At 43.5% G+C, this 12,844-nt stretch carries 11 protein-coding genes; 8 read left to right on the top strand and 3 right to left on the bottom strand.

What is annotated here, in order from left to right:
• Positions 1 to 92 precede the first annotated feature (92 nt).
• Entirely contained in the window at positions 93 to 1,382 is a 1,290-nt protein-coding gene (locus tag WJR50_RS29875) for an aminopeptidase P family protein (protein WP_341297000.1), read from the top strand.
• A gap of 80 nt (positions 1,383 to 1,462) precedes the next feature.
• Here WJR50_RS29875 and WJR50_RS29870 read toward each other — a convergent pair whose 3' ends face one another.
• Entirely contained in the window at positions 1,463 to 2,011 is a 549-nt protein-coding gene (locus tag WJR50_RS29870) for a Uma2 family endonuclease (RefSeq protein ID WP_341296999.1), read from the bottom strand.
• Between the two features lie 219 nt (positions 2,012 to 2,230).
• On the opposite strand from WJR50_RS29870, the gene WJR50_RS29865 reads away from it, so the two are divergent.
• The 7 genes from WJR50_RS29865 to WJR50_RS29835 all read left to right on the top strand — a co-directional run bounded on the left by WJR50_RS29865 (position 2,231) and on the right by WJR50_RS29835 (position 10,313).
• The gene (locus WJR50_RS29865) at positions 2,231 to 2,932 is read left to right on the top strand and encodes a DNA-binding domain-containing protein (RefSeq protein ID WP_341296998.1); all 702 of its coding nucleotides are present in this window, start codon (positions 2,231 to 2,233) and stop codon (positions 2,930 to 2,932) included.
• Between the two features lie 1,012 nt (positions 2,933 to 3,944).
• A complete protein-coding gene (locus WJR50_RS29860; RefSeq protein ID WP_341296997.1) occupies positions 3,945 to 4,946 on the top strand; it encodes a DUF4249 family protein in 1,002 nt (333 codons plus the stop codon).
• Positions 4,947 to 4,955: 9 nt separating this feature from the next.
• The gene (locus tag WJR50_RS29855; RefSeq protein ID WP_341296996.1) at positions 4,956 to 5,936 is read left to right on the top strand and encodes a DUF4249 domain-containing protein; all 981 of its coding nucleotides are present in this window, start codon (positions 4,956 to 4,958) and stop codon (positions 5,934 to 5,936) included.
• A gap of 25 nt (positions 5,937 to 5,961) precedes the next feature.
• The gene (locus WJR50_RS29850; protein ID WP_341296995.1) at positions 5,962 to 6,549 is read left to right on the top strand and encodes a porin family protein; all 588 of its coding nucleotides are present in this window, start codon (positions 5,962 to 5,964) and stop codon (positions 6,547 to 6,549) included.
• A 101-nt stretch (positions 6,550 to 6,650) separates the two neighbouring features.
• Positions 6,651 to 7,265, top strand: coding sequence for a porin family protein (locus WJR50_RS29845; protein ID WP_341296994.1), 615 nt, complete (start codon positions 6,651 to 6,653; stop codon positions 7,263 to 7,265).
• Positions 7,266 to 7,296: 31 nt separating this feature from the next.
• Positions 7,297 to 7,905, top strand: a complete 609-nt coding sequence (locus tag WJR50_RS29840; protein WP_341296993.1) for a porin family protein — start codon at positions 7,297 to 7,299, stop codon at positions 7,903 to 7,905.
• A gap of 71 nt (positions 7,906 to 7,976) precedes the next feature.
• Positions 7,977 to 10,313, top strand: a complete 2,337-nt coding sequence (locus WJR50_RS29835; protein ID WP_341296992.1) for a TonB-dependent receptor — start codon at positions 7,977 to 7,979, stop codon at positions 10,311 to 10,313.
• Positions 10,314 to 10,373: 60 nt separating this feature from the next.
• Here WJR50_RS29835 and WJR50_RS29830 read toward each other — a convergent pair whose 3' ends face one another.
• Positions 10,374 to 10,652, bottom strand: a complete 279-nt coding sequence (locus WJR50_RS29830) for a hypothetical protein (protein WP_341296991.1) — start codon at positions 10,650 to 10,652, stop codon at positions 10,374 to 10,376.
• 86 nt (positions 10,653 to 10,738) lie between these two features.
• Complete coding sequence (locus WJR50_RS29825; RefSeq protein ID WP_341296990.1) at positions 10,739 to 12,760, bottom strand: BamA/TamA family outer membrane protein; 2,022 nt, start codon at positions 12,758 to 12,760, stop codon at positions 10,739 to 10,741.
• Between the last annotated feature and the right edge of the window lie 84 nt (positions 12,761 to 12,844).

Here is a 12,844-nt window from a genome sequence, read left to right as displayed (position 1 = left end):
GTACATGTTGGTTGTTTTAGTGTTCACCTTTACAACAAACTATTGTGCCTCACTTATTCATTTGTACCGTAGTATACCAAAAATAATAACCCATGCCCAGATACGCACCATTAGATGCTTCACTATTTACAGAAAACAGAAAACGCCTATGCAGCGAGCTGCATTCCTGCTCGGTACTGGTGCTGAACAGCAATGACATCATGCCGACCAATGCGGATGGGAGTATGCGCTTTATTCAGAATAGCGACCTTTTTTACCTTACTGGCATTGACCAGGAGGAAAGCATATTGCTGATGTTTCCCGACTTTCCTAACGAAGATTATCGGGAGATACTGTTTTTACGCGAGACCAATGAGGAGATCGCTATCTGGGAAGGACACAAGTATACCAAAGAAGAAGCCAGGGAGGTTTCGGGGATACAGACCGTACTATGGCTATCCCAGTTTGAGCGTATCTTCAGCATGCTGATGGCCGAAGCCAATCATGTATACCTTAATGCCAATGAGCACATTCGGGCCGATGTAAAAGTAGAAACCCGCGATGCCCGTTTTATCAAATGGTGTCAGCAGAGATACCCCTTGCACCGTTACGAAAGGCTGGCTCCACATCTGTATCATTTGAGAGCGGTAAAGTCTGAAGCAGAAATTAAAGTGATGCAGGAAGCCTGTAATATTACGGAGCAGGGCTTTCGCCGGGTATTGCAGTTTGTGAAACCCGGTGTGATGGAGTACGAAATTGAAGCGGAGTACCTGCATGAGTTTGTCAGGAATCGTTCTCGCGGCTTTGCTTACGAACCTATCGTAGCTTCCGGTAAAAACGCCTGTGTGCTACACTATATCGCCAATAGCGAGCAGTGCCGGAAAGGTGACTTACTGCTGATGGACGTAGGTGCGGAGTACGGCAACTACAATGCGGATATGACGCGCACCATTCCCGTCAGTGGGAAGTTTAGCAAACGCCAAAAGCAAGTGTACAATGCGGTGCTTAGGGTACAGCGGGAAGCCATGAAAATGCTCCGGCCGGGTAATGTGGTCAAGGAGTACCAGAAGGAGGTAGAGAAAATCATGGAGAGCGAGTTGATCGGCCTGGGCTTACTGGACAAGCATGATGTGGAAAAGCAAAACCCCAAGCAGCCTCTACTCAAGAAGTATTTTATGCACGGTACTTCCCATCATCTGGGGCTGGATGTACATGATGTAGGCAATGTGTACCGTATCTTTGAGCCGGGCATGGTCTTTACCGTGGAGCCGGGTATTTACATTCGGGAAGAGGACATCGGCATCCGACTGGAAAATAATGTAGTGATACAGGAAGATGGCATTAATGACCTTATGGCCAACATACCGATAGAAGCAGAGGAGATAGAAGAGTTGATGAAATAGTTAGTGTTAAAGTGTTATGGTGTGATGGTGTTATAGTTGCATATTCAAGAAAGCTATAACACCATAACACTTCAACATATCTAGGCTTTGGGAAGAATATCATCCAGTGTAATTAGTATATCCAGCATGGTAAACTGCTCTGTCGCAATTTGTTTTAGCGTATACTGATTACCTTCCGGCTTTGTATATACTTCTGCCTGTCGCTGATTGAGATTAATGATGACATAGACCGGAATTCCGGCAGAGGCGTAAAGGGCATACTTGTCTTCACTGTCATAGCGATAGCTGGAGTCCGCCACCTCCATAAGCACAGCTACATCTTCGGCTTTGATATGCTCATTTTCCAGAAGCCCCGGGCGCAGGTGGGAGATCACCAGATCCGGCTGCAGCAGAGAGTCATCAGATAGCTTAAGGGGGTTCTGGACATCATATACATACTTTTCAATTGCTAGGTGCTCCTGAAAAAAGCGTATTAACTTACGCACACAGGTAGCATGGGGTGGGTTTATAGGACTCATATCTATAATTTCTCCGCACACAAGTTCCATACGCTGCTCGGGTTGCAGCAGTTCTTGCAGGCGGTAAAGCTCCTCTACGGTAAACTTATGTCTTAGGGGTGACTGTAGCATATCACAATATAAAGTTCAGGATGTTTAGTTCAAAGCTTCAGCGTGGGCATAGGTCGTAATGGTTTGTGCAACAGTATTTTATGATAAAAAACTTACCTGCCAAATTCATGCATAACCTCATAATGCTTACAGGTCATATCGTGCTATATTAATCTCATAGTTATACTTCTGCCTGAAGCCTATCTTCACTGAGGTTAACGTTTTACAAATCAAAAGATTATGTACTTATTTTACTCACTCAAAGACAATCCGCTGACGCCCGATCCTACTGATTTCAGGGCACAGGTGCAGGACAGCAAAAGACTTACTGTAGAAGAGATTGTAGAAAACATGACAATAGAAGGTTCTATTCTGAAAAAGACAGAATGTAATGCCGTAATCAATGCATTCCTGAAGGAGGTAACCCACAACATCGGCCTCGGTTTGGGCTTTACTTCCCACTATTTTACCATCTACCACACCATCAGTGGGGTATTTAAAAATGTAAAGGATGAGTTTGATCCCGAGCGACACCAGATCAACATCAATTTACTTCAAAATACGGAGATGCGCAGGGCAGTAGAGCGGATAGTGACCAAGAAGTTGCAAAACGTAGTGCCTGCACCTGAGCTGATTGAGTTTTATGATTATGGCTCCGATACGATCAACCAGCAGATTACACCGGGCAATACCGCCGAACTATTAGGCGATCTGGTAAAAGTTGAGGATACTGAATCTGCTGAGCAGGGGGTGTTTTTCATCCACAGCAGCGGTACGGAGTACAGGGTAGAGCGTCTGCGGAACAATAGCAAAAGCAAACTAAGCTTTGCCATGCCCAAAGGGATGAAGAAAGGAAGCTATAGCCTTGAAGTACGTACTACCATCAGCGGCTCTAAAGAAGTGCGCAGCGGTAGGATGGATGTCAGTCTGGAAGTAGTATAGTCCGAACTGATAGTAACTGTCTAACATAGGACCAGGATGAGGGGCATTTGCCCCTTTTTTTATGCTTTTAGCCAGGCTGCTGTGTCTGGGAGCCTCTTTCTGATCAATAACTTATAACCCAGGAGATCTGCCAAATTTTTGAAATTTGGCAGATCTATACTTAATACTCTAAGTTATCAGATGGGGTCCCCCAGACATAGCCTAGCCTTCCACTCCTAATCGGACGAAGTATCAGCTCGGTATATCTCTGTTCTACACAAGCTGTTCATTGCAAATCATTCAACTGCCCCTAAGCACTTCTGCTAACTGCCTCCCGTCAGTTAGGCTGACTGCCCCGGGGCACTTGCCCAAACCGGCGGGAAGCAGTTGGAGCAAGTGACGTGAAGCAGATGCATATTTCGCCTTATTTTAATGTCCTTTTATATATCTGGTTCGCATTTGCAAGGCTTATCCTTGCACCAAGGGCATGCAACACCCGAAGATAATGCCGTCAGGCCAGCCCGGCAAGGCATCTTTAGCGGCTTGTAGTATCAAAAGGAAGGAGTAGCGTGCATTAAAAGGCGGGTAAAGATTATTCTACTTTTTGTTACGATAAGGTTCGGCCTGAAAGGTTCGGCCTGAAAGGTTCGGCCTTGAGGGTTCGGTTAGAATCAACTCAATAGAGCTTGTAGCCACTTGTATATAAACTTTGATAGGCTAATTTAAAAACAGGGCGTAGGTACTTAGTCTATTTTGATATAAAAGTTGGAATTTAGCGGATAGCACTCAATATTGTTACACTACATGCTTTTGCGTTAATAGCGCTTTAATATAATACCGTGATATTTCTTACGTAACCTTTGTCCAATCTGAGATTTGAAGTAGTTTACAGCCTGTCTTGTATACAGATAGACCTGCCCAAAAAACATATCTACTTAAATTAAAGTGAGAATAAGGCTCTAAAATAAGATGAATAATTGTTTCTTTGTGCGCTCACAATAATAACTGTAGATAGTTATGCGTTTACACGTAAATGAAGCCTGTTGAGAAGACAATATTAGCGCTCTTTTTAGGAGTACTTGTTTGTACATCCTGCACCAAAGAGCTGGATCTGCCTTATCCTCAGGCTGAAGACCAAATTGTGTTAAATGCTATATTACACCCAGATAGTGTTATTGTGTTATCAATAAACAAAACTCTTCCTACCAGAAGTAGTGGCAATGATTTTCCTTTGATTACTAATGCTGAGGTACAATTATACGAAAATAATGAATTGCTTGGCAAATTGAGTTATCAGGACAGCACTTATGTCCTGAACTATTACCCTAAAGCAGGAAGTGAATATACAATAGAAGTTATAATACCTGGTCATGATATAATTAGTGCTTCAGATAAAATACCTTTGCCCATTACCGCTGATGCTTGCTACCTTTTTGCCGATAACTCCTCTTCTAGTTACCTTACAACAAGACTTAATATACTGGATAATACGTTAGAAGATAATGTGTATTGGCTAACGCTTATGATTACTACTTATGGTGATTTTGAATGTAGAATCGCTCCAGAGAAAGACCCATCATATTTCTGTGTAGGAATAGATTCATCTCTTTACACTGAGAGAATGTTTTATTTGCATTCTTATTCAACCATTCCTGATAAGTTTAATGCATCAATTGACAATACCAGTGGAGGAGTTACTGAATACAGTGGATTTATAAGAATAGATGATTACTCCTTGAATGAAGAAAATATCAATATAGAACTAGGGTCTATAGGAGACCCTATGTTTCAACAAAGTGAAATGAATCAATTAGATAGTAATCAATATGTGACACTCCATGTGATGAGTACAAGTGAAAATTACGATCGCTATCTCAAATCTAGTGTGATGTATGCGCTCAATAATGGTTTTCGTGATACTCCCGGCATTTTTGCTGAGCCTACACAAATATATTCCAACATAGAAAACGGTTCTGGCATATTTGCAGCCTATAATTCAGTGAGTATTGCCGTAGAGGATTTTCCTTGTGAATAAGCTATTAATATGCTCAAAAAGCTTATACCATATTGTACTCTTCTTCTGGCAGTTTCCTGCACCAAAGAGCTAGACCTGCCTTATCCTCAGGCTGAAGATCAGCTTGTGCTCAATGGTATATTGCATCCCGATAGTTTGATCAAAGTATCCGTAACCAAAACCTTGCCTGTGCATAGCTTTGGAAATGATTACCCTCTGGTAAAAGATGCCACGGTACGGATGTACGAAGATGATGAGTTGCTGGGAGAGTTGATCTTTCAGGACAGTCTGTATGTACTGGACTATTACCCCAAAGCTGGTAGTGAATATAGGGTGGAAGTAGCGGTAGAGGATTATCCTGAAGTAAGGGCTTCGGATATTATCCCGGATTTACCGGATGCTACTGCCTGCATCAGGCCCGATACCACATATGTATGGGGAAACGCCAGTATTCAGGTGGATATACAGGACAAGGCGCAGGAGTCTAATTTCTACTGGTTTTATACAGTAAATACTTCTTACACCATCCGGCAATGCGAGTTTATTGACCGCGATTTCGTGTGCACAGAGGTTGATCCGCCTTTGGTAAGCGTAGTAAAGCCAAACTACTACCAATCCTATTCTTCTGTTCCAGACAGGTTTAATGCTTTTGTAGATAATACTTCGGGAGGAATCACTGAATATGAATTTTATATAAGAATAGATGATGTGTCACTGGATGGCTTACCCATTACTTTTGATGTTGCCAGCTATATCTATCAGCCTGAGCCTGAGCCGAGATGGGAAACTTACAGAGATGTACATATTTTAAGCACCAGCAGACACTACGATCGCTACCTCAAATCAAGTGTAATATATGCTCTTAACCAGGAATACAATGATGATGATGATATCGGATTCAAACCCTTTGTAGCGTCCAGTGAAGTCTACTCCAATATAGAAAATGGCATGGGGATTTTTGCTGCCTATAACTCAGTAAGTATCCCTATTGATGAAAAACCTTGTAAATAAACCATCTTACCATTAACCATACTTTATGAAGAAGCTCATTTTCTCGTTCGTACTGCTTGTATTTTTATCCTCAGCTGCTATGGCACAGGTACAGTTTGGCCTCAAAGCCGGAGCGATGTGGTCCAATACTGTATTGGTGGAGCCGGATTCACTTTCAGGTTCTTACGATGCTAAGATATCCTACTTATTAGGAGGCTTCATGACTATACCAATCAGCTCTAAATTCAATGTACAGCCGGAGGTTTTTTATGCCAGTAAGGGCGATCAATACACAAATCGCCATTATATTAATTTGCCCGTCATGCTACAGTATCAGGTGATCAATAAACTTAAAGTTGAGGTGGGGCCGGAAATAGGTTATATGCTAGCTGCTTATTCAAAATTTCCTGGTAGTGAGGCTAGGAGTAGATGGGATATTGAGGACTTTGATATTGGTATCAACGTAGGAGCAAGTTATGCTATCCTGGATAGGTGGATTATTGGGCTTAGGTATAATATGGGAATATACAATACTCATGGGTATAGGTCATTTGTAGCTGGATCAGGACTTCCTGACTACAACATCCAAAACCGCACTTTACAGCTTTCGGTAGGCTGGAAGCTGGGTAAGTGAGTTGAAGTAAAATTGCCTGTTGACTAAGGGGCATTAAAGGATTGTAATACCGATCACTTAGAAACATCAGATATAACCATTATCAAACAATTTTGAAATTAATGAAGAAGCTCATTTTCTCTTTCGCACTGCTTGTGTTCTTATCCTCTGCTGCTACGGCGCAAGTAAAGTTTGGCCTCAAAGCTGGGGCAATGTGGTCAAATATAGCCACCATCGCACCTGATTCACTAAGTGGATTGGGACCTGAAAAGCTTTCTTATCTTGTAGGCGGGTTTATGAACATTCCAATCAACGCCAAATTTAGTGTACAACCAGAATTGCTTTACGCAAATAAAGGTTGGAAAAATTTTTACAGGCATTACATCAATTTGCCTCTTATGCTTCAGTACAAAATTACTGACAGGTTAAAGATAGAGGCTGGACCGGAAGTTGGCTATCTTCTTGGCGCTACCTCAGGCTCAATGTTTAGTAATTTTTATAATCGTACACACAACTACACTAGTGATTTTGACCTTGCAATTAATATTGGAGCTAGTTATGACCTTACTGATAGATTGAATATTGGCTTAAGGTATAATCATGGTGTATTGGATAGTTATAAATTTGAAACCTCCCGTTTCAGTTTTTCCGATACTAATCTCGCCGATTTTTTTTCAGACTACAATATCCAAAACCGTACTTTACAGCTTTCAGTAGGCTGGAAACTGGGTAAGTAAGCTCAATTCTTTTCACACTAAAGTAATCACTATGAAGAAGCTCACATTTTTTATTTGCGCTGGGATATGTTTACTCTCCTTGAGTGCCGCAGCTCAGATCACGTATGGCCTCAAAGCCGGGGCCATGCTTTCCAATACTATTACACTGGATGAAGGAGAAATAGATTTCACGAATACTGATCCTAAGCTTTCCTATCTGGCAGGCGGATTTGTTTTGCTTTCTTTCTCGGAAAAACTTAGCCTACAGCCCGAGCTGCTTTATGTCAATAAAGGGGGAGGTAAGCTGGAGGATGAGGGAGCATTTAGTGACAACAGCTACCTGCATTACCTCAGCTTACCCATTATGCTGCAATATGAGGTGGTCAGCAAGCTTAAATTAGGTGCCGGACCGGAGTTTAGTTATTTGCTGGATGTGGGGGAAAGCGAACGGAGCGGCATTAAAGATCTGGACATAGCTGTCAATGCCGGGTTCAGTTATGCGCTATTCCAAAGGTGGCTGGTAGACCTCCGTTATAGCCTGGGAGTATATGACATATCTGAAGAGTTTAGATGGGCTGATCCGAACGACCCTCTGGCTTTTGATGCTAAAACGATAAACCGCAGCTTACAGCTTTCGGTAGGCTGGAAGCTGGGGCGATAGGTAAGAAGATATCTGCCAGATTTCCAAAATCTGGCAGATATGACAAGCATTTTATCAAAGAAGAATGACCCGTGATAAGATTGATAAAACACCTGATACGGATTTGGCTCACTTGCAGCGTTAGCCTTTATGCTTGGGCGCAAAGTACCTATACCATCAGCGGTTATGTGAGTGATGAGGAGAGTGGAGAGAAGCTGATCGGTGCTTCCGTATATCTGCCACAACTGCAAAAAGGGACTACCAGCAATCAGTATGGCTTTTACAGTCTCAGTTTACCTTCCGGCAGGAACGGCCTGCCTGCCGATAGTGTAGGCATCATCTTTTCTTATACCGGCCACGCTCGTAAGCAAGAGCAATTGTTACTGAATAAAAACCTTCGCCTGGATGTAGAGCTAACGTCCAATACCCTGCTGGAGGAGGTAGAGATCACGGCCAGCCCTGAAGAGAATCAGGTAGAGCGTTTGCAGATGAGCGTACATAAGCTTTCTATGAAAACCATAGAAGCGGCTCCGGTGCTGGGAGGGGAGGCTGATATTCTCAAAACGCTGCAATTGCTGCCGGGCGTACAGGGAGGTACTGAAGGTTCAGCGGGCTTATACGTACGTGGCGGAAGTCCTGACCAGAATTTGATCCTGCTGGATGGGGTGCCGGTGTACAATGTATCCCATCTCTTCGGCTTCCTTTCAGTATTTAATACTGATGCCATCAACAATGTAGAACTTTATAAGGGAGGTATACCCGCCCGCTACGGTGGCAGGCTCTCATCTGTACTGGATATCTCCATGAAGGAAGGCAATCTCAAAGAAAGTGAAGGAGTCTTTTCCATCAGTCCTATTGCCGCCCGTTTTACCTATGAAGCTCCTATTAAGAAAGATACTTCTTCTTTTATTATCTCAGCCCGACGTACCTGGCTGGATATAACGGCTGCCATTGCTTCGCTGCAAAATAACCGCACTTTTGGCTATGGTTTTTATGATGTGAATGCTAAGTACAATCACAAGCTCAATCAGAATAACCGTATCTATCTGAGCTTCTACACCGGCCGTGACCGCTTCTTTGATACTTATGATGACTATGGGGATGAGAGCACTTTCAACTTCAAGTGGGGGAATCTGACCTCAGTAGTTCGTTGGAACAAAATCTTTGGTCCCAAACTGTTCAGTAACCTTTCGCTGAGCTATAGCACTTTTACTTTCTTTCAGGAGTACATGGTAGAGCAGGGGGAAGATGAATATTTCTCTCGCAACCGCTCCCGCGTCCGGGATGCCAAACTCCAACTGGATTTTGACTATTCTCCTTCGTTGTCGCATAACATCAAGTACGGAGTTAAGCTTTCTTTCATGCGTTTCAGTCCAGAAGTGGTGCAGGTAGTCAACCCCAGTGCGGATACCACTTTCAACAATCAGGCTTTCGTAAACAGCCTGAACGCGGAAGCTTATGTAGAAGATGAAATCAGTATAACGAAAAAGCTTAGTGTAAATGCCGGATTGAGAGGCTCACTATTTCGTGTAAATGATAAGACCTACAGCAATTTACAGCCTCGTCTGGCTTCCCGTTATCTGATCAATGAGCGTTTGGCAGTAAAAGCTTCATACACCTATATGGCGCAGTATCTTCATCTGCTGACCAATTCTTCAATAGGTCTGCCCACTGACTTATGGGTATCCTCTACTGACAATGTGGCTCCCCAGCTTTCTGAGCAGGTGGCTTTAGGGGTAGTGAAAGACCTGCGGGACGGTGCTTACGAAGTGAGTCTGGAAGGCTATTACAAACGGATGAACCAGCTGATCACCTACCGGGATGGCGCCAGCTATCTGTACCAGAACGGAGAAAACTGGGAGAATAAAGTAGTATCCGGGGATGGAGAATCTTATGGGGTAGAATTATTTGTCAATAAAAAGGTGGGAAAGCTCAGCGGCTGGCTGGGTTATACGCTTTCCTTTACCAACCGTTGGTTTGAGGAAATCAACAACGGAAAGGCTTTTCCATTTAAGTACGATCGTCGGCATGACCTCTCTCTATTGGTGAATTATGCCCTGCCTCGTGATCGTATGTTATCGCTTACTTTTGTGTACAATACCGGAACAGCCATTACGCTACCCACCGCACGCTACCAGGGAGTAAAGCCTCCTAACTGGGAATATGCACCCTACTACGAAGATGCTTTTGACGAAAGACCTCTGATGAATCAGCGTAATAATTTCCGCACCCCTGCTTACCATCGGCTGGATATCAGCTATCAGAAGCAAAAGGAGACGAAACGCAAAAACCAACGGACCTGGATATTTTCTCTGTACAATGCTTACAGCAGACTTAACCCTTACTTTGTGTATGAAGCCAAGGGAAAGCTAAAGCAGTATAGTCTGTTTCCCATCATTCCATCGGTGACTTATAGGCTGGAGTTTTAGAAGTGTCAACAGTCTTTATGATACATCCTAGCTCTATAATACCGAGAACTCTGGCACTGTTCACCCATGCGTGGGGCTTGATGATTTGGGAGTACCGGTCTGACCTTTAGAATTTGCTTCTTTTGTCTCTACTTTTACCTCACTGTCTTCCCAGGCGGCTTCAGTCTTTTTTTCATAATGGTCAAAGGCAGTATGTAAGCCTTTCAGTACTTCGGCAGAAGTTTCAAGCAGGGCTTTGGCCTGGGGATCATCCAATTTCTGCACATCTTCTCTAAATTGTCTTTGCAAACTATCTAGTTTGAGCTTTATCTCTTCAAAATAATGATCACGCATTTCCATATCAACTACAGTTTAGGTTTTGTATCATATCAAACAGCTTCATAGTGCTGAATGTTGGAGGCTTAGGGTATGAAATCTGAAATTGTCTACTCAAATTCAAACGCCTGGGGCTTGCGCACGCTAAAATCCATCAGGCGGGGAATAGGGAGTCCTGCGATCGTAACTTTGAATTGGGATTCTCCCAGGGGAGCTACCGGATAACAGGCAAACCTCAGTTGAAAGGTCTTGTAAGCCAGCCTTTCGTTCCTGACTCGCAGGCCCAGGCCATAGCCCTGGTATAAAGGGCTGTCTAATAACTTCTCATCATGGTTAGCAATCAGGCCTGCATCAGCAAAAAAGAAAGTAGCCATCCTGAAACTGTAAAATTCAAAGGGCAGATACGCTACGGTTTCCAGGCTAAGGGCGAGCCTCTTATTGCCGTGCATACGATAGCTTCGCATACCTCGTATTCCCTGGCGATCATTGAGGCTAATCATATTTTCACGGAAATCTTCCTTCCCGTTTTGGGAGATACCCAGGGCATAATCTACATTGAAAAAGAGCCGGTAGGAGGTACGTTTCCATTGAATAGGGTAAGAGAAAGTTCGTGCGGCCACTTGTAACAATCCATCTTCCAGTTCTCTGTTATGCCAGTAACCTCCCAGCCGGAATCCACCGGAGATATATCCCAGGGGACGCACATAGTTTCCCCGCGCCACACGTATACCCGTGAAGAAGCGATTATAGAACTCTCCTTTCTCCGGCCCGAAGATGATTTCAGTAACTTTGCCCAGAGGAATATCTTCCGTACGACCGTAACCGTAGACCAGCCGCTCCCGCGTAAAATTGTTTCTTGAGTAACCCAGGCTCATCAGCAGGAGGTGGCGGTTGTGAAATGCCCGGTTGGTGTCAATGCTTACTTCAGGGCGATCAAAAAAATTTTTTTGTTGATAACGCAGGGCTACTACCAGGCGTGCTCGTGGGTCGGCGGCAGTGATAAATCCCGGAGAGAAGCTTTTTCCTATCCAGTAGTCTTGGGTAAAACGCTTAAAAAGGTGGCGGGGTATATCTTCTTCATGCTCATAAGTGTGCAAAATATCATAATCATTGATCCAGGGAGCATAGGCGAGTTCACGGCTGTAATCCAGCGAGACACCTCCGGCAAACTTGATTCCGGGCGTAAGGAAGCTCCGTTCGGCAGATACATTATAGCGCTGCCGATAGATGGTGTTTTCATAGATAGCCAGGCCCTCAATGAGTGTCCCCCTGATATTGGGAATAAGATATTCCCCTTCATAACCGAACTTTCTGCTTCTGTCCCGGTCGATCTTGATGGTATTATACATCTGGTGTCCGTATCCCAGAATGTTAAGGTTATTCAGGCTGAAGTCACCGCCATCCAGCCCATCCGGTGAAGCAGATACAGTGTAGGCCACCAGGTCCTGGGTGACCAGGCGAAGGTCTACCGTATCTCCGCGCACAGTCTCTACCATAAAGCGAGCATCCCTGATGTAAGGCAGAGAGCGGATCAGACGCTCATTATCCAGCAGCTTTGCAGCATTTAAATAATCGCCTTTTTCCAGCAAAAGGCGGTTGCGAATTACATTTTCACAGGTATACATGTGAAGCTTATTGATAAACCTGCTGATGCTGCTGGTTTTATCATAAGTAGTATCATTGACACTGGGCCCAAATACTTCTATTCCCTGTATGGTAATATTTCCAACCACTTTGCCTTCCAGATCAAAGGAGGGGTCAGGATTGATTACTTGTGTTTCAGAGGAACTTGAATCAGACTCATCTTCTGAGTCAATGACCAGGTCTATGATTTTTTCACGAAGCAGGCTGCTATCTTTATCTTTGGTAAGGTTTTCATAGAACTCTTTCTCATGGGTAGATTCGCCTTCCTGCAACAGTGACTCTATTTCACTTTTTACGGAATCCTGTATATACAGCACGGAATCCTTCTCCAGAAAGAAAATACTATCTTCTCCTACTACAAGGGTATTTTTCTCAATATGAATGGTATCCACGATAGAGCGAGGAGTATATTTTTTTTCCTTCTCTTTTTCCTGGGCATGTACATAAACTGCACAAAGGCACAATATAACAACTAAGCAATTGCGCAAAGTCTAAAAAATTATTAAAGGTATATAAAAAAGTGTAAGCTAAATTGAATATATAACTGTTTTGTAGTCAAAGTGTTCTGACGA

The sequence above is a fragment of the Catalinimonas locisalis genome (assembly GCF_038039535.1).
Classification (GTDB): domain Bacteria; phylum Bacteroidota; class Bacteroidia; order Cytophagales; family Cyclobacteriaceae; genus Catalinimonas.
Note: the sequence above shows the minus strand (reverse complement) of the source record. Positions and strands in the feature narration are given on the sequence as shown.

Excerpts from the sequence above, each read along its gene's own strand:
- WJR50_RS29875 (WP_341297000.1), top strand. The coding sequence starts at position 93 with ATGCCCAGATACGCACCATTAGATGCTTCACTATTTACAGAAAACAGA.
- WJR50_RS29870 (WP_341296999.1), bottom strand. The coding sequence starts at position 2,011 with ATGCTACAGTCACCCCTAAGACATAAGTTTACCGTAGAGGAGCTTTAC.
- WJR50_RS29865 (WP_341296998.1), top strand. The coding sequence starts at position 2,231 with ATGTACTTATTTTACTCACTCAAAGACAATCCGCTGACGCCCGATCCT.
- WJR50_RS29860 (WP_341296997.1), top strand. The coding sequence starts at position 3,945 with ATGAAGCCTGTTGAGAAGACAATATTAGCGCTCTTTTTAGGAGTACTT.
- WJR50_RS29855 (WP_341296996.1), top strand. The coding sequence starts at position 4,956 with ATGCTCAAAAAGCTTATACCATATTGTACTCTTCTTCTGGCAGTTTCC.
- WJR50_RS29850 (WP_341296995.1), top strand. The coding sequence starts at position 5,962 with ATGAAGAAGCTCATTTTCTCGTTCGTACTGCTTGTATTTTTATCCTCA.
- WJR50_RS29845 (WP_341296994.1), top strand. The coding sequence starts at position 6,651 with ATGAAGAAGCTCATTTTCTCTTTCGCACTGCTTGTGTTCTTATCCTCT.
- WJR50_RS29840 (WP_341296993.1), top strand. The coding sequence starts at position 7,297 with ATGAAGAAGCTCACATTTTTTATTTGCGCTGGGATATGTTTACTCTCC.
- WJR50_RS29830 (WP_341296991.1), bottom strand. The coding sequence starts at position 10,652 with ATGGAAATGCGTGATCATTATTTTGAAGAGATAAAGCTCAAACTAGAT.